This is a genomic window from Streptomyces sp. NPDC034049, assembly GCF_055575575.1.
On the sequence record NZ_JBVISJ010000026.1, the window covers coordinates 42,767 to 63,625 of the forward strand.

General features: G+C 69.2%; 17 protein-coding genes and 1 pseudogene. 12 read left to right on the top strand and 6 right to left on the bottom strand.

Annotated elements, in window-relative coordinates; translation table 11 throughout:
* Positions 1–148: 148 nt before the first annotated feature.
* The 7 genes from ACZ52C_RS40280 to ACZ52C_RS40310 all read left to right on the top strand — a co-directional run bounded on the left by ACZ52C_RS40280 (position 149) and on the right by ACZ52C_RS40310 (position 11,390).
* A complete protein-coding gene (locus ACZ52C_RS40280) occupies positions 149–1,636 on the top strand; it encodes an ABC transporter substrate-binding protein (RefSeq protein WP_469079505.1) in 1,488 nt (495 codons plus the stop codon).
* A 43-nt stretch (positions 1,637–1,679) separates the two neighbouring features.
* Positions 1,680–2,606: an ABC transporter permease gene (locus ACZ52C_RS40285; protein ID WP_469079506.1), complete on the top strand. Its 927-nt coding sequence runs from the start codon at positions 1,680–1,682 to the stop codon at positions 2,604–2,606.
* Positions 2,603–4,375 (top strand): dipeptide/oligopeptide/nickel ABC transporter permease/ATP-binding protein, encoded by a 1,773-nt coding sequence (locus ACZ52C_RS40290; protein WP_469079507.1) that lies wholly within the window; start codon positions 2,603–2,605, stop codon positions 4,373–4,375. Before ACZ52C_RS40285 ends, ACZ52C_RS40290 begins: the two co-directional genes overlap by 4 nt.
* A 1-nt stretch (position 4,376) precedes the next feature.
* Positions 4,377–5,219, top strand: a complete 843-nt coding sequence (locus ACZ52C_RS40295; protein ID WP_469079508.1) for an ABC transporter ATP-binding protein — start codon at positions 4,377–4,379, stop codon at positions 5,217–5,219.
* 230 nt (positions 5,220–5,449) lie between these two features.
* Entirely contained in the window at positions 5,450–7,309 is a 1,860-nt protein-coding gene (locus tag ACZ52C_RS40300; RefSeq protein WP_469079509.1) for a PKD domain-containing protein, read from the top strand.
* Positions 7,310–7,533: 224 nt separating this feature from the next.
* Positions 7,534–9,288, top strand: a complete 1,755-nt coding sequence (locus ACZ52C_RS40305) for a DUF5605 domain-containing protein (RefSeq protein WP_469079510.1) — start codon at positions 7,534–7,536, stop codon at positions 9,286–9,288.
* Complete coding sequence (locus ACZ52C_RS40310) at positions 9,285–11,390, top strand: beta-galactosidase (protein WP_469079511.1); 2,106 nt, start codon at positions 9,285–9,287, stop codon at positions 11,388–11,390. The genes ACZ52C_RS40305 and ACZ52C_RS40310 overlap by 4 nt, the downstream gene beginning before the upstream one ends.
* 25 nt (positions 11,391–11,415) lie before the next feature.
* Here ACZ52C_RS40310 and ACZ52C_RS40315 read toward each other — a convergent pair whose 3' ends face one another.
* Both ACZ52C_RS40315 and ACZ52C_RS40320 read right to left on the bottom strand, forming a co-directional pair.
* Positions 11,416–11,760 (bottom strand): alpha-L-rhamnosidase C-terminal domain-containing protein, encoded by a 345-nt coding sequence (locus ACZ52C_RS40315; protein ID WP_469079527.1) that lies wholly within the window; start codon positions 11,758–11,760, stop codon positions 11,416–11,418.
* Positions 11,715–11,843 (bottom strand): annotated as a pseudogene (locus ACZ52C_RS40320) (hypothetical protein); the annotation flags it as partial. The pseudogene ACZ52C_RS40320 and the gene ACZ52C_RS40315, both read right to left, overlap by 46 nt.
* Positions 11,844–11,906: 63 nt before the next feature.
* On the opposite strand from ACZ52C_RS40320, the gene ACZ52C_RS40325 reads away from it, so the two are divergent.
* The 5 genes from ACZ52C_RS40325 (at position 11,907) to ACZ52C_RS40345 (ending at position 17,333) form a co-directional block, all read left to right on the top strand.
* Positions 11,907–12,938, top strand: a complete 1,032-nt coding sequence (locus ACZ52C_RS40325) for a sugar phosphate isomerase/epimerase family protein (RefSeq protein ID WP_469079512.1) — start codon at positions 11,907–11,909, stop codon at positions 12,936–12,938.
* Complete coding sequence (locus tag ACZ52C_RS40330; protein ID WP_469079513.1) at positions 12,935–13,846, top strand: transketolase; 912 nt, start codon at positions 12,935–12,937, stop codon at positions 13,844–13,846. The genes ACZ52C_RS40325 and ACZ52C_RS40330 overlap by 4 nt, the downstream gene beginning before the upstream one ends.
* The gene (locus ACZ52C_RS40335) at positions 13,843–14,796 is read left to right on the top strand and encodes a transketolase family protein (protein ID WP_469079514.1); all 954 of its coding nucleotides are present in this window, start codon (positions 13,843–13,845) and stop codon (positions 14,794–14,796) included. The genes ACZ52C_RS40330 and ACZ52C_RS40335 overlap by 4 nt, the downstream gene beginning before the upstream one ends.
* A complete protein-coding gene (locus ACZ52C_RS40340; RefSeq protein WP_469079528.1) occupies positions 14,796–16,265 on the top strand; it encodes an FGGY family carbohydrate kinase in 1,470 nt (489 codons plus the stop codon). The genes ACZ52C_RS40335 and ACZ52C_RS40340 overlap by 1 nt, the downstream gene beginning before the upstream one ends.
* Before the next feature lie 99 nt (positions 16,266–16,364).
* Positions 16,365–17,333, top strand: coding sequence for a sugar-binding transcriptional regulator (locus ACZ52C_RS40345; protein WP_469079515.1), 969 nt, complete (start codon positions 16,365–16,367; stop codon positions 17,331–17,333).
* 345 nt (positions 17,334–17,678) lie between these two features.
* Here ACZ52C_RS40345 and ACZ52C_RS40350 read toward each other — a convergent pair whose 3' ends face one another.
* The 4 genes from ACZ52C_RS40350 to ACZ52C_RS40365 form a co-directional block, all read right to left on the bottom strand.
* The gene (locus ACZ52C_RS40350) at positions 17,679–18,284 is read right to left on the bottom strand and encodes a CGNR zinc finger domain-containing protein (RefSeq protein ID WP_469079516.1); all 606 of its coding nucleotides are present in this window, start codon (positions 18,282–18,284) and stop codon (positions 17,679–17,681) included.
* Positions 18,285–18,529: 245 nt separating this feature from the next.
* Positions 18,530–19,381, bottom strand: coding sequence for an MBL fold metallo-hydrolase (locus ACZ52C_RS40355; RefSeq protein ID WP_469079517.1), 852 nt, complete (start codon positions 19,379–19,381; stop codon positions 18,530–18,532).
* A gap of 52 nt (positions 19,382–19,433) precedes the next feature.
* Entirely contained in the window at positions 19,434–20,117 is a 684-nt protein-coding gene (locus tag ACZ52C_RS40360; RefSeq protein WP_469079518.1) for an SDR family NAD(P)-dependent oxidoreductase, read from the bottom strand.
* A gap of 116 nt (positions 20,118–20,233) precedes the next feature.
* Positions 20,234–20,671, bottom strand: a complete 438-nt coding sequence (locus ACZ52C_RS40365) for a nuclear transport factor 2 family protein (RefSeq protein WP_469079519.1) — start codon at positions 20,669–20,671, stop codon at positions 20,234–20,236.
* Between the last annotated feature and the right edge of the window lie 188 nt (positions 20,672–20,859).

Consider the following 20,859-nt stretch of genomic DNA (forward strand, 5'->3'; position numbering starts at 1 on the left):
ACACATCACATCGTCCAGTTCGCGCTGTCTCTCACCGAGCGCTGGACAGATCTGCGTCGGCCCGCATGTAAACAGGCCGCAACTTCATTCGCGTCCGAAGGAGTCCATTATGCGGCGCACCACCCGACCTGCCGCCACGGCAGTCACGATGACCACAGCCCTGGCCGCACTCGTCGCCGTGAGCGGCTGTACCGACGCGAGTTCCACCTCGGGGAACGCCGGCGGCAAGGGCACACTCACGCTCGGCATGACCCAGGACATCCAGGGCTGGGATCCGGTCAACCAGCCCAGCTACCAGGGCTGGGGCGCCTCGGCGGTGTACGACAAGCTTTTCCGGTGTGACGCTCTGGGCAAGCCCCAGCCGGCCGCCGCGAAGACCTGGAAATTCAAGTCGGACAACACCGGCGTGACAATGCACCTACGTCCGGGCATGAAGTTCTCCGACGGAACCCCGGTCAATTCGGCGGCGGTCAAGGCGTCGGTCGAGTACGCGGCGACACACGGCGCCAGCACAGCCCGCTTCGCCGGCATGAAGGTCTCCACGCCGGACAAGCTGACCGCCGCGATCTCCACGAAGGCGAACCCGCTGCTCACCGCACGCCTGTGTGACCTCTCGATAGCCAGTCCGAAGTACCTGGCCTCGGGCAACCGGAACAAGGCTCCGGTCGGCTCGGGCCCGTACACCCTCGACGCATCGGCAACGACCGGTGGCTCGGTCTACACCTTCGTCAAGAACGACGCGTACTGGGACGCCAAGTCGTTCCCGTACAAGAAGCTCGTGCTGAAGGTCATCACCAGCGAGACAGCGACGATCAACGCGCTCAAGACCGGGCAGATCGACGGCTCCCTCATCACGCAGGCGACGTACAGCCAGGCCAAGTCATCCGGACTGAAGATCCAGATGCAGCCGAGCGAGGTGGCCCGGCTCCTGCTGACCGACCACCTGGGCAAGAAGATCCCCGCTTTGGGCGACGTGGACGTCCGCCGCGCCATGAACATGGTGTTCGACAAGGACGCCATCGCGAAGAACCTCTTCCGAGGGCTGGCCACCCCGACCCCGCAGATCTTCCGTCCCGGCTCCGCGGCGTACATCAAGGACCTCAAGGACCCCTACCCCTACGACGTCGAGGCCGCGAAGGCCCTGATGAAGAAGGCGGGATATGCGAACGGCTTCAGCATCGAGATCCCGTACCTGCAGGGGCAGAACCTGGACGCGTTGATGCCGGTCGTCAAGCAGCAGCTGAGCCTGCTGAACATCAAGGTCAAGCAGGTCACCCTGTCCGGCCCGAACGCCATCAGTGAACTGCTCAGCGGCAAGTACCCCATCCCCATGTGGGTGCTCGGGAACTACGGCGAGTCGCGGCTGGACATCGCCGACTACATCCTGCCCGACGGCATCTGGAACGTCATGCACCAGACCGACCCGACAGTGGCCAGGCTCTGGGAAAAGATCGTGACCGACAACCCGCAGCAGTCGGCCAAGGATCAGCAGGCCATCAACCGCTACGTCGTCGACCAGGCCTGGTTCGTCCCGATGGTGTCCACGGGCACCATCTACGCCTACAACTCCAAGCTCAAGGTCCGGAAGTCCACCGACCCGTCCGGCCTGCACCCGCTCCTTTGGGACTTCCAGTAGCCCCACGCATGAACGATTGGAGTGACAGGTGTTGGGTTCTGTGATGAAGAAGCTGGTCCGCTCACTGGCGGTGCTGCTCGTGGTCAGCTTCGCGACGTTCGTCCTGATGTACGGCAACGGGCCGGGGATCGCGCGGGCCGTCCTGGGCACGCGGGCCAGCGAGGCCGACGTCCGGGCGGAGGTGGTCAGACTCGGTCTGGACAAGCCCCTCCTGGTGCAGTATGGCGAGTGGCTCAAGGGCGTCGTCACGGGCAACCTCGGCGACTCGTTCTTCACGGGCCAGTCCGTGACCTCGGCCCTCTCCTCCCGGGTACCGGTGACCCTCACCCTGATCGTCCTGTCGCTCCTGCTGACAGCGGTGGCGAGCGTCCTCCTGGGCGTCGCCGCCGCCGTCCGCGGCGGGTGGTTGGACCGAGTGGTGCAGTTCCTGTCCGTGCTGGGAGCGGCCGTGCCGGCCTTCATCATCGCGATCGGGCTCGTTTTCGCCTTCGCCGTCTCGGTCCGGCTGCTCCCGGCGACGGGGTACGTCTCACCGGACCAGAGCCTCAGTGGATGGCTCAAGTCGGTCACCCTCCCGGTCATCGCCCTCCTTGTGGGATCCATCGCCAACGCCGCCGCGCAGTTCCGCGGAGCGGTCCTGGACACGCTCTCCCAGGACTTCGTACGGACGCTGCGAGCGCGGGGGATCCCGGAATCGCAGGTCGTCTTCCGGCATGTGCTGCGCAATGCCGCCGGTCCCGGTCTCACCGCCCTGAGCCTGCAGACCCTCGGCCTCATCGGCGGGGCGGTGGTCATCGAGCAGGTGTTCGCCCTGCCCGGCCTGGGCGACCTGAGCAACACCTCGGCGCAGAAGGGCGACGTGCCGCTGGTGATGGGGTGCGTGCTGGTGACGATCGTGGTCGTGCTCGTCGTCAACCTGCTGGGCGACCTCGTCACGGCAGCGGTCAACCCGAAAGCGAGGACGCGATGACCACCACTCCCCCGCTGGAGACGGCCGTTCTTGTGCAGGCGGCCGCGAAGAGGCGGTCTCTCTTCCGGCGACTGCTCACCAATCCGCAGGGCGCGGTCTGCCTGGTCTTCCTGCTCTTTGTGGTGTTCCTGGGCCTGTCCTGCTCCTGGCTGGCCCCGCACGGCCCGAACGTGACAGACCTCAGCGCCGTGGACGCGTCTGCGTTCAGTTCCGGGCACCTCCTCGGGGCGGACTCGACGGGGCGGGACATCCTGTCCCGGCTGATGTGGGGAGCCCGCCAGACGCTGCTCGCCTGTGTGGTGGTACTCGTCGTCTCCGTCGTACTCGGAGTGACCAGCGGCCTCGCTGCCGGCTTCTACCGCGGCAGGGTCGACGCGGTGCTGAACTGGGTTTCCGACGTTGTCATGTCGACGCCCGGCGTCATCCTGCTCATCGCGCTGTATGCCCGGACCGGGTCGAACATCGTCGCGGCCATGGCCGTCTACGGCCTCATCGTGGCACCGTCGTACTTCCGGCTGGTCCGGTCCGTCGTCCTCGGAGTCCGCAGCGAGCTGTATGTGGACGCGGCCAAGGTGGTCGGGCTCTCCGATCGGAGGATCGTCGGCCGCCACGTACTGTGGGCCGTTCGCGCGCCCGTCGTCATCCAGAGTTCGTTCGTCCTCGCGGCCGGGATCGCGATGGAAGCCGGCCTGGGCTTCCTCGGTCTGAGCAACCCCGCCAAGGCATCCTGGGGCGGCGTCCTGCAGGAGGCGTTCGGCAACATCTACAACAACAAGGCCGGTGTCCTGTGGCCGGCCCTCCTCATCAGTCTGACCGTCCTGGCGCTCGTCCTGCTCGGCAACGCCCTGCGCGATGTGCTCCAGTCGTCGGCCCACAGCAGGACGCTGTCCCCGCGCCGGCGCCGCGAACTGACCCGGCAGGCACAGGAGCAACGCCAGTCGACCACCGCGGACCCCGCAGCCGCACCGGCCGAAGCGGTCCTGTCGATCCGCGGCCTGCGCATCGGCTACCCGGACGGCGAGAACAGCGTCTGCGAGGTCGTGCACGGCGTCGACCTGGACGTACGGCGGGGCGAGATCCACGGCCTGGTGGGCGAGTCAGGCTCCGGCAAGTCCCAGATCGCCTTCTCGACCCTGGGCATCCTGCCCCGCGAGGCGGTCGTCCTCGGCGGCAGCATCGTGCTGGACGGCAAGGACCTGCTGGCCGACGACCAGCAGCTGCGCGCGGCACGCGGCCGGCGCATCGCCTACGTGCCGCAGGAACCCATGTCGAACCTCGACCCCTGCTTCACGGTCGGCGCGCAACTCACCCACGGCCTGCGCGCGGTGAAGAAGATGTCCAAGCAGGAAGCGGAAAGGGAGCTGCTGAGACTGCTCGCACGGGTCGGCATCAAGGATCCCGAACGGGTCTTCCGCCAGTATCCGCACGAGATCTCCGGCGGCATGGCACAGCGCGTGCTCATCTGCGGCGCGGTGGCCTCGAACCCCGACCTGATCGTGGCCGACGAGCCCACCACGGCCCTGGATGTGACCGTGCAGGCCGAGGTACTGGAGCTGCTGCGCGAACTGCGCGACGAACGCGGTCTCGCCGTGATCCTCGTGACCCACAACCTCGGTGTCGTCGCGGACATCTGCGACACGGTCAGCGTCATGCGCGACGGCCGCATCGTGGAACGCAGCGACGTGGACGCGCTCTTCGAGTCCCCTGCCGAGGACTACACCCGGGAACTGCTCTCGTCGGCACGCCGTGTCGAGATCGCGGAGGTATGAGGTGCCAGAGCCGGTACTGAAGGTCGACAACCTCGTCGTCCGCTACGGCGGCCGGAAGAGTGCCGGGACTACGGTGATCGACGACGTCTCCTTCGATCTGCGCGCCGGGGAGACACTGAGCCTGGTCGGCGAGTCCGGTTCGGGCAAGACGACCATCGGCCGTGCGGTCCTCGGGCTCGCGCCGGTCACGGCAGGCTCGATCACCTTCCGCGGCGAGACCATCAGCAACATCTCCCGGGCCCGCCGACGCAAGGTCGCCCGCGACATCCAGGTCATCTTCCAGGACCCCTACTCGTCACTCAACCCGTCCATGCAGGTCGAGGACATCCTCGTCGAACCCCTCGTCGCAGCCGGGGCCGAGGCCGGCCGGACACGCGTACGGGAACTGCTGGACGCCGTCGGTCTTCCGGCCGACTCCGGCGGGAGGTATCCGCGGGAGTTCTCCGGCGGGCAGCGGCAACGGATCGCGATCGCTCGCGCGCTCGCCCTCGATCCCTCGGTCATCATCTGCGACGAACCCACCAGCGCTCTGGACGTGACCACTCAGGCCCGCGTCCTCACGCTCCTGCAGGACATCCAGCGCCGGACGGGCGTGGCCTACCTGTTCATCAGCCACGACCTGGGCGTCGTGAACGAGGTGAGCGACCGGATCGCCGTCCTCCACCAGGGGCGCATCGCGGAGATCGGCAAGGCACACGACGTCGCGACGAACCCACAGCACCCCTACACCCGCAAGTTGCAGATGGCGGCTCCCGTCGCGGATCCGAAGAAACAACGCATCCGGCGCGCCAAGCGGCTGCAACTCGACACTGCAGAGCTTTCCGACCTCAAGGGGAACTCATGAAGACACACGGAACGGCCGGTGACGACAGGTCGCACGGTTCCCCGGCAGGGGCATGGTCAAGACGCCATTTCGTCCGCAACGCGACCGCCGGCGCCGTGGTGGTGCTGGGCGCGTCGTCGATCCAGGCCCCCCGCGCCGCGGCCGCATCCCGGCCGCAGTGCACGGCGCGCGTGAACGGCGGGCCGGTATGGGTCACACCCGACTGCGACGACCCCCTGTACAACCAACCTGTGATCGACAGCGAAACGGACCTCACCACACCGGTACCGCACCGCAAGGTCTCGGGCCACTTCGCGGGCACTGACAAGAAGTTCACCCTCTGCCTCCCCTCGAAGAGGCAGTGGCAGGGCCGCTTCTTCCACAAGGTGTATCCGCTGCAGGACGAGAACCCATCCGCCGACGACGTCGCCTTCGGCGTGGACAGCGGCGCCTACGTCGTGCAGACGAACGGCGGCATCGGCTACCGCGTGGACGCGGCCACGGCCAAGTTCTCCCGGACGTACGCGGCGCGGTACTACGGCTCGAAGAAACGGATCTACGGCTACGTCTACGGCGGCAGCGGCGGCTCCTACCAGACCATCGGCGCCATCGAGAACACCTCGGGCGTCTGGGACGGCGCGGTGCCCTTCATCCCCGGCACGCCGACCGCCGTCCCCAACAGCTTCACCGTCCGCGCCCTGGCCCGGCTCGTCCTGCGCGACAAGGCACCTCTGATCGCCGACGCGGTTGCACCTGGGGGCAGCGGCGACCCGTACGCACACCTCAACCAGGTGGAGCGGGCCATGCTGCGAGAAGCCACGCGAATGGGTGTTCCGCTCCGGGCCTGGGAGGACTATCGCTACGTGCTGGGGCTGACCGCCCCCGACGGCCTCCTCGGGTTCACGGCCCTCGTGCGCAGTATGGATCCCACCTACGCGGACGATTTCTGGGGCACGCCGGGCTACCTCGGCACCGAGCAGTCACCCCTCGGCGATCTGATCCGAGCCGCGCGAATCGACCATCAGACCACGGTCAAGCAGATCAACCGGGACACCCAGAACAAGCCGACGAGCCTTGTCCTCGGCACCGCGCCTTCCCAACCGGACACGACGGGACTGGATTTCACCGCCTACGAAAGCGACGGCACGACGGTCATCGGAACACTCTCGGGCTCACTCGACCCGACCACACGGGTCCTCACCCTCGACAGCGGGAACAACGCCGGGGTGCTGGCCGCCCTCGGTACCGGCGACAAGCTGCACATGGGCAACCGATGGTCCCTCGCCTTCCGCGCCTACCACCGCTACCAGGTTCCGCCCCGTCCCGGCTTCTACGCCTGGGACCAATACCGGGGACCCGACGGGCAGCCCCTCTACCCGCAGCGCAAAGTCCAAGTCGGCCCCGCCATCTCCGCGTCCACCAGCGGCGGCGGCACGCACACGGGCAGGATCAACGGCAAGGTCATCGTCGTCGCCAACCTCCTCGACACCGACGCCTACCCCTGGCCCGCCGACTGGTACCGCGCGCGGGTCAAGGAAGCCCTCGGCGAGGGATACGAGGACAGCTTCCGCCTCTGGTTCAACGACAACGCCGACCACCTCGAAGGCCCCGTCACCGGCGCCCGCGCGGTCCGGCTCGTCGAGTTCACCGGCATCCTGCAGCAAGCGCTACGCGACCTGAGTAGCTGGGTGGAGAAGGGTGTGGCACCGGCGCGCTCGACTCCCTATGACGTGGAGGACAGCCAGGTCGAGGTGCCAGGAAATGCCACGGCTCGCCGGGGAATCCAGCCCGTCGTCGATCTGACCGTCGACGGCACCGACAGGATCGATGTGGCCGTCGGCCGGTCCGTCACCTTCAAGGCCAGGATCGAGGTCCCGCCCGCCGCCGGCCGCATTGTGACGACGGAATGGGACTTCGCCGGCACCGGCACGTTCACGCCCAAGTCCTTCGGGCTGTCTCGCCGAACCGTCGAGGTGAGCCAGACGTTCACCTACTCGAAACCGGGCACGTACTTCCCGGTGCTGAGGGTGGCGGCGCAACGGCAAGGCGACACCGCAACCCCCTTCGCCCAGGTGGCGAACCTCGGCCGGGTGCGCGTCGTCGTCCACTAGAGATCCCCTTTCGCCTCCAGTCGGCGACGGAGGCGTTCGGCTGGAGGCACAGTGCGGTCGCCGCCGGCAACGCTCTCGGGACCGCGCTCAGCGGCTTCCTGATCACCGAGTTCGGCGCCCGCGCCTCGCTGGCCGTGGCATGTGCGGCCGCTCTTCTCGCCGTGCTCGTCTGCGAGCCGTGGCCCGCTTGTACCCCAATGTCCGATAGATCAATGGAGTCTGTCATGGCTTACGGCCCCTCGTCCGTTCTAGGTGAGGTACTGCGCAACAAACAGGCCGAGGCGGTGGTCCGCAAGTACGCGCCCCATCTCGACAAGGAGATCGAGAGTGTCCAGATGCGGTACGGCACGCTCGCGCAGGTGACCACGATGCTGCAGGGGGTACGGACCGACCCCGCGGCCCGCGAGGCCCTCTACGCCGAGCTGGCCACCCTCGTAGAGCCTGACGATGAGGCGGCTTCGCCCCGCGACGAGGAGATCATCCCGGCCGCGGACTACGAGTCAGAAGACGTGCCCTCCGGCAGCGCTCGGCTGGTCGCCGCCTCGCACGGCACCCTGTGGCGGACCTTCGAGCTGGAACTGCACGGCCCGGCGCACGGCAACCCCTTCACCGCCGTCACGCTGCGGGCCGAGTTCCGCAACGGTGACCGCTCGGTGACGGCGCACGGCTTCTACGACGGCGAAGGCGTGTACCGCGTCCGGTTCCTGCCGGACGCGGAGGGTGAGTGGTCGTTCCGGACGACCAGCAACGCCCGTTCCCTGGACTCGGTCACCGGCACCTTCCACTGCGGCCCGGCCGACCCGGAGGACCACGGTCCGGTCCGTGTCCACGCGGGCGCCCACTTCCAGCACGCCGACGGCACGCGCTTCCTCCCGCTGGGCACCACCCTGTACGCCTGGACCCACCAGGGTACGGAGCTGGAGAAGCAGACCCTCGCCACGCTCGCGGGCAGCCCGTTCAACAAGGTCCGGATGTGCGTCTTCCCGAAGTGGTTCGTCCACAACGAGACCGAGCCGCCCCGCTACCCCTTCGCGGGTTCCGTTGAGGAGGGCTGGGACTTCCAGCGGCCCAACCCCGTGTACTTCCAGCACCTGGAGGAGCAGATCGCCCAGCTCGGCGCCCTCGGCATCCAGGCCGATCTCATCCTCTTGCACCCGTACGACCGCTGGGGCTTCTCCACCATGTCCCCGGCCGAGGACGACCGCTATCTGCGCTATGTGGTCGCCCGGCTCGCCGCCTACCCCAACGTGTGGTGGTCCCTGGCCAACGAATACGACCTGCTGTGGTCCAAGTCGACCGACGACTGGCATCGGATCGCCGCGGTGATCGGCGACCACGACCCGCACGGCCACCTGATCAGCGTGCACAACTGGGTGGAGCTGTGGGACAACGACGCCGACTGGGTCACGCACGCCAGCATTCAGCGCACGCCCGAAGGCACCCGCGAATGGCGCGAGCGCTGGGGCAAGCCCGTCGCCGTCGACGAGCTGGGCTACGAGGGGGACATCGAGTGGGGCTGGGGCAACCTCCACCCTCAGGAGATGGTGCGCCGCTGCTGGGAGGGCGTCGTCCGCGGCGGATACGTCACCCACGGCGAGTGCTTCCTGGCGGACGACGACGTGCTGTGGTGGGCGAAGGGCGGGGTCCTCAAGGGCGAGAGCACGTCCCGGCTGGAGTTCCTGCGGACCATCATGGAGGACATCCCGTCGGACGCGGCGGGCATCGATCCGCTGCCGTCCGACTTCGACGTCCCGGTGGGCGGTGTCGAGGGGCGCTACTACCTGGCCTACTTCGGCATCATGCAGCCGCGCCTGCGCACCTTCCATCTTCCGCAGGGAAGCCGCTTCCGGGCCGACATCATCGACACCTGGAACATGACCGTCACCGAACTCCCCGACCTCTACGAGGGCACATGCACCGTGTCCCTGCCCGGTCGGCCGTACCTCGCTATCCGCCTGCGTGCAGTGGAGGGCCGATGACGCCCGGCCAGGGAATCGCTTCGGCACGCGTGCTGTTCGGCGCGGCCTACTACCCCGAATACCATCCCGCCGAGCTGAGGAAGACGGATCTCGACCTGATGGCCGAGGCACGCTTCTCCGTCATCCGGGTCGGCGAATCCGTCTGGTCCACCTGGGAGCCCGACGACGGCCACTTCGACCTCGACTGGCTGCAGCCGACGCTCGACGGTGCCCACGAGCGCGGAATCGGCGTCATCCTCGGCACCCCCACCTACGCCGCACCGCCCTGGCTCGTCCGCCTCTATCCGGAGATCGCCGGGGAGTTGGAAAGCGGCCGGCGCATGGGCTGGGGCGCCCGCCAGGAGATGGACTTCACCCACGCGGCGTTCCGCTTCCACGCCGAGCGCGTCATCCGCAAGGTCGTCGCACGCTACGCCGACCACCCAGCCGTGATCGGATTCCAGGTCGACAACGAGCCGGGCCTGCACCTGCTGCACAACCACGGTGTCTTCCAGCGCTTCGTGAACCGGCTGCGCGCACAGTACGGCGACATCGACAAGCTCAACGAGGAGTGGGGCCTGGTCTACTGGTCGCACCGGCTCACGGACTGGGCCGATCTGTGGACCCCGGACAACAATGCCCAGCCGCAGTACGAGCAGGCCTGGCGGCGGTTCCAGGCTGACCAGGTCGGCGAGTTCATCGGCTGGCAGGCCGACATCGTCCGCGAGTACACCCGCCCCGACCAGTTCGTCACCACCTGCATCGACTACAGCCGGCCTGCCGTCGCCGACGACGACCTGACCCGGCGTCTCGACGTCACCGCCGGCAACGCGTACTACGTGATGCAGGACGGTCTGTCCCTGCCGGCGCGGCCCCGGCGCGGCGAGGGGCAGACCTGGACGGCGCAGGATGTCTGGGAGTTCTACCGAACCGCGGACCGGATGTACTCCTCCCGCCAGGAGCCGTTCCTCGTCACCGAGACCAACGCCCAGGCCATCGGCCCGTCCTGGTTCAACCAGCCCGCCTACGACGGCCAGTGGCGCCAGGCCGCCTGGGCCCTGGTCGCCCGGGGCGCATCGATGATCGAGTACTGGCACTGGCGGACGCTGACCTTCGGCATCGAGACGTACTGGGCGGGCGTGCTGCCGCACAACGGCCGCCCCGGCCGCACCTATCGGGAGGTCGCCCGCATCGGCGCCGAGCTGGAGCGCGCAGGGAGTCTGGTCGCCAACCTCGTCCCGGACGCCGACGTCGCGATGCTGTACTCGCACCCCAGCAAGTGGGCCATGACCGCCCAGCCGGCCATCAGCGCGCCGGACGGCGGTCCGGAACCACGCTCGTACGAGACCATCTTCGGCGCCTTCTACCGGAGCGCGTTCGACGCCGGCCTGCAAACCCGGGTGCTGCACGCCGGGCAGGCCACCGACGAGAATCCGGCTGAGCTGGCCGGGAAGCATCCGGTGCTTGTGGCCGCCGGGCTCTATATCGCCGACGACGCCACGCTGGACTGGCTGCACTCGTACGCCGATGCCGGTGGCCACCTGGTCCTCGGTCCGCGCTCGTGCTACGCCGACCACGAAGCTCGTGCCAGGCGCGACATCCAGCCCGCCCGTCTCGCGGATGCGGCCGGAGCCTGGTACGACGAATTCTGCACACTCGACGCCGACTTGGCGGTCCGGGCAGGGGACGATTCGCCCGTCCCGCTGCCCGAGGGCGCGGCCGGCACCCATTGGGCGGACGGACTCCACGCGGACACCGCCACCGTGCTCGCCCGCTACGACCACCCGCACTTCGGGCAGTTCGCCGCCATCACCACGAAGGCGCACGGCAAGGGCCGGATCACATACGTGGGCACCGTCCCCAACGCTGCTCTCGGCGAGAGCCTGTTCCGGTGGCTGCTGCCGGACACCGGACCGTGGAAGTCGCTCCCCGCCAGTGTCACTGCCACCGGCGCGACTGCGCAGGACGGCCGTCGGGTCCGTTTCCTGCACAACTGGTCATGGCAGGAGACGGCGGTGACCGTCCCCGTCCCGGTGAGCGACGTTCTGGACGGAGCCGGTTACGAGCCGGGTACCCAGGTGCCGCTCGGCCCCTGGGATGTCCGGGTCCTACGGGAGACGTGATCACGAAGCCGCGTCAGACAGAGTCTCAGTCGACGTAGTCGTGGATGCCAGGACCTGCGGTCGTCCTGCGGCCACTGGGCAGGACGACAGCCGTCTCGGTGCCCGGCGGTACGACCAGCCGCAGGTGCAGGCGGACGCCTTCGGGTGGCCATGCCGCCTCGATCCGGCCGTACGGGGACTCGTGGACGGTCTCCGCCCAGGTGAGCCCGCCGCAGGGCGGGGTTGTACGAGGAAGCGCCGATAACCGGGCTCGACCAGCCGTAGGCCGGTCACGTGGCGGTGCAGGAAGGAGATGACCGCGCCCTTGGAGTAGTGGTTCAGGGACGCGGTGGCCTTGCCGTCGGCGGAGACTCCGTCCCAGTGCTCCCACACGGTGGATCGACCGCCTTCGGCGACCGGGCGGCCTTTGGCATGCCTCCGACCAGGCACACGCCCCCGATCCCTCGCAACCACACCGCGAACCCTCGGCAGCCGCGAGGGGTTGACGGGCTCGAACCTCGCTCGTACGTTGGCTGCATGTCAAGTCAACAACGAATAGACATTCAGAAATCGAGCGAGCCGGTCTACGGCGCCGGCGTCTGGCACTTCGCCACCTACGTCGACCGCTACGCCACGGACGGATACGGCGAACCGCGCACCATCCTCGATGCGATCAAGCTCGCCGGAGCCGTCGGTGACCTGTCCGTCCTCGACCTGAACTGGCCGTTCCCGCCCGGCGACATCAGCACCGCCGAGGTGCGCGCCGCCCTCGCCGAGCAGAACCTGCGGGCCATTGCCGTGACGCCGGAGATCTACACCGGGAAGTTCGCCAAGGGCGGTTTCACCAACCCCGACCCGGCCGTGCGCCGCCAGGCCGTCGACCTGGTCGCCGCCTCTGCGGAGGTCGGGCGCGAGCTCGGCGTGGACTATGTCAAGGTGTGGCCCGGGCAGGACGGCTACGACTATCCGTTCCAGGCCGACTACACCGACCTGTGGGCCAAGTCGGTCGATGCTCTGCGCGAACTCGCCCGGGCCTTCCCCGATCTGAAGTTCGCAATCGAGTACAAGCCGCGCGAGCCGCGCAACCGGATGGTCTTCTCCTCGGTCGCCCGCACCCTGCTGGCGATCCAGGACATGGGGGTGGACAACGTCGGCGTGCTGCTGGACTTCGGGCACTCCCTGTACGGGGGTGAGACCCCGGCCGAGGCGGCGCGGATGGCGATCGCCCGCGACAAGCTGTTCGCGATCGACGTCAACGACAACTTCCGTGGCTGGGACGACGACATGGTCGTCGGCTCGGTGCATCTGCTGGAGACCTTCGAGTTCTTCTTCGCACTCGACGACGCCGGCTGGCAGGGCGTCTGGCAGCTGGACCAGTTCCCCTTCCGCGAGGACCCGGTCGAGGCCGCCCGTACCGGGATCAGGACCATGCGCGCCTTTCACCAGGCGCTCGCCTACCTCGACCGGGACGAACTGGCCGCCGCCCAGGCGGCGCAGGATGCCCTGGGGGCACAGAGCATCGCCAAGCGGGCGCTGTTCCGTGCCCTGGCAGAGAGTGAGTCCGCGTGACCACCGCCCTCGTGGAGACCCCCGCTCCCCTGCAGGCCGACGAGGCCGCCGTCCGGCAGTACGACCAGCGCAGCGCCCTCCTGCGCGGTGCTTCGCCGGCCGCTGCCGCCGCGGAACTCGCCGAGATCTCCACCGCCGTCCGGCGCGACATCCTCACCACCATCCAGTCGGCCGGCATGGGTCACGTGGGCGGTGACCTGTCGGTCACCGACCTGATGGTCACCGCGCTGTGGGGCACCTTGCGGCTGCATCCGGGTGAGCCGGAGCATCCGCAGCGCGACCGGTTCGTCCTCAGCAAGGGGCACTGCGCCGCGGCCCTGTACTCGACGCTGGCCTCCTGCGGCTTCTTCGCGCGCGAGCGGCTGCGCGAGTTCATGGCGCCGCTGTCCCCGCTCAACGGCCACCCCGCCCGGCTGAAGGTGCCCGGCGTGGAGACCAACACGGGCCCGCTCGGGCATGGCTTCCCCGTCGCCACCGGCTGCGCGCTCGGGGCGAAGCTGCGTGGTGAGCCGTGGCGGACCATCGTCGTGCTGGGCGACGGGGAGATGCAGGAGGGCAGCAACTGGGAGGCCGCCATGACCGCGGCCCACTACGAGCTGGCCAACATCACGGCTGTGGTGGACCGCAACCGGCTGCAGCAGGGCGCCCGTACCCAGGACACCACGGCCGTGGAGCCGCTGGACGCCAAGTGGGCGAGCTTCGGGTGGGAGGTCCGCGTGATCGACGGCCACGACCATCGGGCGATCAAGGAGGCGTACGCGCCGTCGACCACCGGACGCCCGGTCGCGGTGATCGCCGACACCGTCAAGGGGAAGGGCGTGTCGTTCATGGAAGACCGCGTCGAATGGCACCACAAGGTGCCCACCGACGAACAGGTCCGTCTCGCGCTCGAGGAGCTGAACCGATGAGCACCCTGGCCACCCAGGCCCCCACCTTCGACTGCCGGGCGGACTTCGCCGACGAACTCATCGCGCTGGCCCGCGCCGACGAGCGGATCGTCGCGGTGTGCAACGACTCGGTGGGCTCCAGCAATCTGGTGAAGTTCCGCGAGGAGTTCCCCGACCGGCTCATCAACGTCGGCATCGCCGAGCAGGACATGGTCGGCGTGTCGGCCGGGCTGGCCAACGCCGGGTTCATCCCGTTCGTCTCCGCCGCGGCGCCCTTCCTGACCGGCCGTGCCCTGGAGCAGATCAAGGCCGACATCGCCTACTCCCACCGCCACGTCGTGCTGTGCGGCCAGAGCCCCGGCATGGCGTACGGGGAGCTCGGGCCCACCCACCACTCCATCGAGGATCTGTCCTGGATGCGCGCGGTGCCCGGCCTGAAGATCATCGTGCCCGCGGACCCGGCCCAGACCCGCGCCGCCGTACGCTGGGCCGCGGTCTCGGGCGAACCGACCTACCTGCGTGTGCCACGGTTCAAGGTGCCCTCCGTCACCCCCGACGACGCGTCCTTCGAGATCGGCCGTGCCGTCCGGCTGGCCGACGGCGCCGACGTCACCCTGATCGCGGTGGGCACGATGGTCTCCCGCGCCCTGGACGCGGCCGGCCTCCTCGCGCAGGACGGCATCTCCGCCCGCGTGCTGAACATGACGTTCGTCGAACCGCTGGACGTGTCCGCGGTTGTGTCCGCCGCCCGGGAGACCTGTGCCATCGTCACCGCCGAGGAGGGACTGGTGTCGGGCGGACTGGGAGCCGCCGTGGCCAAGGTGGTGGCCGAGCATCATCCCGTCCCCGTGCGCATGCTGGGCGTGCCCTCCTTCGCCCCGACCGGCAGCACGTCCTTCCTGCTGGACCACTTCGGTCTGAACGCCGAGGGTGTCGCCGCCGCCGCCCGCAAGGCCCTGGGCCGGCCGTGATGAAGCCGCACGTGCTCGCGATCGACCAGGGCACCAGCTCCACCAAGGCCCTGCTGATGGACGCCTACGGTGAGGTGGTCGCCCGGGCTGAGGTTCCCCTGACCCAATCCCATCCGGGCCCTGGCCTGGCGGAACAGGACGCCGAGGCGCTGCTGGACAGCGTGCGCACGGCGGCCGCTGACTGCGTGCAGGACACCGACCCGCGCACAGTGGCCGGCGTGGCCATGAGCACCCAGCGTGAGTCGGTTGTGCTGTGGGACGCGGCGACCGGTCGGCCCGTCGCGCCCCTGGTCAGCTGGCAGGACCAGCGCGGATCGGAGCGGGCGGCGCTCCTGGTCCGCGCGGGGAAGAGCGAGGAGATCCGCCGCCGTACGGGGCTCCCGCTCGACCCGATGTTCTCCGCCCTGAAGATGGCCGCCCTCCTCGACGAGCACGACCCCTCCCGTACCCGCAGCCGCGCGGGAGCCCTGCGTCTGGGGACCGTGGACGCCTACCTGCTGCAAGCGCTGACGGGCGAGCCGGTCACCGAGATCGGCAACGCGTCGCGAACCCAGCTGGTCGACCTCACGGCCGGCGACTGGGACGACGACCTGCTCCGCCTGTTCGATGTCCCGCGGCCCGCCCTGAGCCGGATCGTCCCGTCCACCGGGCCCTTCGGGAAGCTCCGCGGACTGGCACCCCTGCTCGACGGCACCCCGGTGCTGACGGTGATGGGTGACTCGCACGCCGCACTGTTCGCCCACGCCGGATGGCGGCCGGGCACGGTGAAGGTCACCTACGGCACCGGGTCCTCCGTCATGGTGGTGACACGGGACCCGAAACCGACGGAGCAGGTGTGCAGCACCATCGCCTGGTCCATGGGCCTGCCGGTGTACGCACGCGAAGCGAACATCCGCTCCACCGGGCGTACGCTGACCTGGCTTGCCGACCTGCTCGGCACCACGCCGGTCGAACTCATCCGCCTCGCGGCAGACGCCGACGCCGGTGACGTCACCCTCGTACCGGCCTTCGGCGGTATCGGAGCGCCCTGGTGGGACGCGAATGCCGTCCCCGTACTCGCCGGATTCGACCTGGGCACGGGCCGCGCCCAGCTCGCCCGCGCGGCGCTGGAATCGGTCGCGCTCCAGGTGGCCGACGTCCTCGCCGCACTGCCCGGCCTGCGCCACGTCGTCGCCGACGGCGGTCTCAGCCGCAGCGACGCACTGATGCAGCTGCAGGCCGACGTCTCCGGCATCACCGTCACGCGCACCGGGCATCACGAGCTGTCCGCCGCGGGAGCCGCACACCTCGCGGGCCTCCACCTCGGCCTGTGGACCACTGATGAGCTGGAGGAACGTGCCGACAGCGACCTCCGGACGTTCACGCCCGCCTGGGACGGCGCACAGCGCGGCAGCGCTGTAGCGCGTTGGCACCGGCGTCTCGCGGCGGCCTGCGAGCTGGGGACGGGTGGTGTGCCAGGGACGTCGTGACCACATGGACAGCGGCCGCAGGCCCGACCGATAGGGTGATGCGCACCCCCTGGCGACCGGCCTGAGGGCCGGTGTGGACGAGGACGGAGGATCGGATCGGTGGCGGCAGCGTCGTCCACTCCCAGCCCGGACCACATGCGGCTGCTGGTGAAGGTGGCCCGGATGTACCACGAGCGCGGAGTCAGGCAGCCCGAGATCGCGGCGCACCTCCACATGTCCCAGCCGCGCGTCTCCCGGCTCCTGAAGGAAGCGGTCGACCGGGGTGTGGTCCGCACCGTCGTCGTATCCCCCGAGGGAGTGCACGCCGAGCTCGAAGAAGCCCTCGTCGAGCGGTACGGCCTGCGCGACGCTGTCGTGGTCGAGGTGGAAGGAGCAGGGATCGACGTCATCCCGGCGCTCGCGGCGGCGACGGCCACCTATCTCGACGCCACTCTCAAGGGCGGCGACGTCATCGGCGTCTCCTCCTGGAGCGCCACCCTGCTGGAAGCGGTCAAGGTGATGCGGGCGAAGACCCCGTCCGTAGCGCACGAAGTCGTGCAGCTCGTCGGCGGTTCCGGCAGCCCCGAGGTCCAGCTCCACGCCACCCGCCTGACCAGCCGGCTGGCCGAGCTCACCGGGGCGCGGCCGGTCTTCGCACCCTCCGCCGCACTGGTGGGCAGCCGTGAACTCCGGGACCTGCTCGCGCGCGAGCCGGAGATGGCCGAGACCATGCGAGCGTGGTCGAGGCTCACGCTCGCTCTCCTCGGCATCGGGAGCCTGGACCCCTCGCCCCTCCTGCGCCGCTCGGGCAACGCCATCACCCCCGAGGACCAGCGGCAGCTCAAGGAACTCGGAGCGGTGGGCGACGTGTGCGCCCGCTACTTCGACATCGCAGGGAACCCCGTCGACGCGTCGTTCAACGACCGGCTCATCGGCATCGACCCGGACCGGCTGCGAACGGTGGAACGACGCATCGGCGTGGCGGGCGGCATGGACAAAGTGGCCGCGATCCGCGGCGCGGCACACGGCGGCTGGATCAACGTCCTGATCACTGATGCCGACGTGGCACGGCAACTACTCGACATCTGATCGTCACCGGACGCTCGTCGGCCTGGCCCCTCTCACCTGGGCCCGATGACCGCCTGACGCTGGGTGCCGAGGCCCTGGATGCCGAGCTCCATCACGTCATCCGGCTGAAGCCACACCAGCGGGACGAGGCCCATCCCGACGCCCGGCGTTTAGAGCGAGGCGCCGTCGTAGCGAGTCGGTCCGCGTCAGCGCGACGTTCCGGCTGGCGCGGGGCCGGCGTTCGCCGTGATCGGGCAACGCTTTGAAGTGGCCTGGGCGGGCCCGCTCGCAGATTGCCTCGAGGGACTGATCTGCGCCGGGTTCCCATGGTGGGTGCGGACTCCGCGGGCTGGAGTTCAGGTGCGGTCAGGAGGCGTTCCCGGCAGCGCGCTGCCGGGCTCGGTAGGCGCGCAGGTTGGCCGCGTTCCCGCAGGTTCTGACGTCGTGCCAGACGCCACTGTTGTTGCGGGAGCGGTCGAAGAACGCCACCCGGCAGCGCGGGTTGCGGCAGATCTTCAGGCGGCGGCGGTTGTCCGAGCGCTGCCCCTCGAAGGCGGACGCGATCACCAGGGACGCGAGCCGACGCCACCCGGTGCCGCGGGGTTCCAGGCGCACCAGACCGTCCTCGCCGAGCTGCAGCGAGGCGGTCGTAGTGTGCAGGACCGGAACGGCCGCTCCGGTGTCCTTGGCGCTGTCCGATCCCAGGGCGACGAGTGCCTGCAGGTCGTCACGGAAGGACCGAAGGCCGGCGAGGCCCTCGGCGTCGAGCGTGATGTCGGGAACGGTCTGACCGACGCCCTCCGACCACTGGGCGGTGGCATCGTCAACCCAAGTCTGGGCGGCCACAATGTCCATGAGAAGGTCCGGCAGCCGGGGTGAGTCGGCGGAGACGGTGTTGAGCAGATCCTGGACCAGGCCGAGGCTGCCCGGCGCAGCCTGCAGGTCGTACCGTGCGGTCGCGGGCCACGGCATTACGGATCACACCTCCTTGGACGGCTGAAAAGCTGTTTCATCCTGCCACAGTGCAGGAGGGGCCTCTGCGGCTGCGGTCGCCCACCCCGTCCTCAGGTCCGAGAGCGGGTCGGGCCATCTCGAACCGCAGCACCGGCTCCGGGTGTTGAGGAGGTCCCGGACGAGGCCGAGCCTGTCAGGGGCGGGTTCCGGGCCGTGCCGGACCGTGAGAGTCCGCGTCATGATCAGATCGCCTTCTGTGCGGTTCAGGCGCCGAGCAGCCCGACCGCGCCGTACCAGAGCGGCCCCGGGTTGAGGCGGCCGCCGTGGAGTTGCATCATCCGTTCGAAGAAGTCGCGCGCCGTGGGCTTCTCATCGAGCAGCCGCTGGGCGTCACGCAGGTAGCGCCGGGTCTCGTCCAGGATCGCCGGGTCGTCGGGCCGGTCTTGATTCTTGTGGCCGGCCACGACCGCGCGCGGCTCCAGGTCGGTGATCCTGTCGAGAGCGGCCAGCCAGGCGGTCAGCCCACCGTCGGCGCCCTCCAGGATGTAGGGGTGCACGTCGTTGTAGGCGACGTCCCCGGCAACGACGAGGCCGATGGACGGCACATGGAGGAAGGTGGTGTCGTCGGTGTCGGTGTGTCCGGCCTCGTATGCCCTGGCCACGTTGCCTTCCAGCAGGATGCCGTCGGTGGGGACGGGCCGGGCCAGGACCGGGGTGGCCGGGATCTGGCCGGGGAACAGCTTGTCCCACATCTGCTCACGGCCGGTGGTGGCCTGCTGGTGCATCATGCGGATCGTGCCCTCGGTCGCGTAGGCGACGGCGCCGGGGAAGCGTTCGATGAGCCGCGCCGTGCCGAACCAGTGGTCGCCGTGGCCATGCGTGGCGTAGATGGCCGTGAGCCGCTTGCCGGACCGCTTCACCCAGTCGCCGACCTGCCGGATCTGGTCGTGAGTGAAGGGCGGGTCGACCAGCACGGCATCCTTGTCGCCGTAGATCAGCGTGGACGTGATCGGGGACGACACGATGGGGTCGCCGTTGGGCATGCGCTGGTCGCCCGCGCGGGGGGCACCCGGGGAGACGAAGACCTCGTAGGACAGCGGGGCGGGTGTGGCCATCTCGGCCAGCTCCTTTCACTTTCGGTGTATCGGACGGCAGGGTGCGTCGCGATCAGGCCTGATCGCCCAACGGCGGGGAGAGGTGGCCGAGGTCGCCGGACAGTGCGGCCCTGACGTGGCGACTCATGTCGTCGGCCATTGCCTCGTACGCCCCCGCCGCGATCGCGTCCAGGGCGGGCGAGGCGACCTGGGCCGAGCCGGCTTTGGAGGTGTCCTGGCCCGTGGCGATCCGAGTGTCCTTGAGGCCCATGTGCGGGCGAGAGCGATACGCAGAGAGTCCGTGAGGGACTGCTGGGCGGACCTGGCCGCGGTGCAGGCGGCGGTGCGCGGGACACCGGGCCGGGACAGCACGGACAGGACGTCGAGCAGTGCACGTCCCGCCGTCCCCGGCCAGGACGGGTGCGAAGGTGCGGCTTATGCGGAACGTGCCGAGGACGTGCGTGTCGAACTGCCAGATGTCGAAGCTGCTCGCGAGCACGTCCGATCCGGTGGTCAGCCGTGCGTTGTCGACCAGAAGCGCGACTTCGGGGGCCGCCTCGGCCGCGGCTCGGACCTGCTGCGGATCGGCGATGTCGAGCCGGACCGGTACAACTCCCGGAGTCCTGATGGATCCGGGGCCGCTGGCGCCGGCGTAGACCTTGGCCGCGCCGCGTTCCAGGAGAGCCTCGGCGACTCGCTCGCCCACGCCGCGGTCGGCGACGGTGACCACCAGGGCCGCTGCCCCGTTGATCTGCATGGCGTACGTCTTCCTCGGAGGCCCCTGCTCTCGGGTCTCCGGCTCGTAGTGACGGATGACGCCGTGCCCGCTCCGGCGTTTTCTACGGCCGGATGGGGCACGAGTATCCGGCCGGGTCAGGCGCGGTAGAAGTGATCGCGGCCGACGGCGTCGCCGACGCGGTTGCCAAGCTCGTTGGAGAAGGCCAGCAGGTTGTCCAGGGGACGGTGCTGGATAACGGCCCGGGTGATCTTTCCCTCGTCGTCGCGGGTCAGGATGGTGGAGCCGCGCATCTCCTTGCCGCCGAGCCCCTTGGCCTCCCACTCGATGCAGGTGCGGGAACCGTCGGTGATCTCGTGCGTGAAGACGAGGGCCTCGTAGATGCCGCTGGCGGCACCCATGACCTGCTTGACGTTGTCGCGGCCCACCACCGGACTGCGCAGCGCACTGGCTTCGAGGACGACGTCCTCGGCGAACGCCGCGGCGAAGGCTGCGGCTTCCTTGGCGGCAAACGCCTTGGTCCAGGGCTGGGCCTCGACCTCGTCGGTGGTGTTCGTCTTGGCGGTCTCACTCATGGGGATCGTTCCTGTCTGTACTGCCGGGCGCTCTGGCACCATGACGGCCTACCGGGACTGTGTAAGAAGAATAGCGCTTTTACGTATGTCGACAAGAGCTCATGTCGAGGATCATCACGAGGCTTTGCTCGACGTAATGAGGAAAACTCCGCGCGTCGCTGAGGCTTGTCCAAAAGAGTCACTGAACC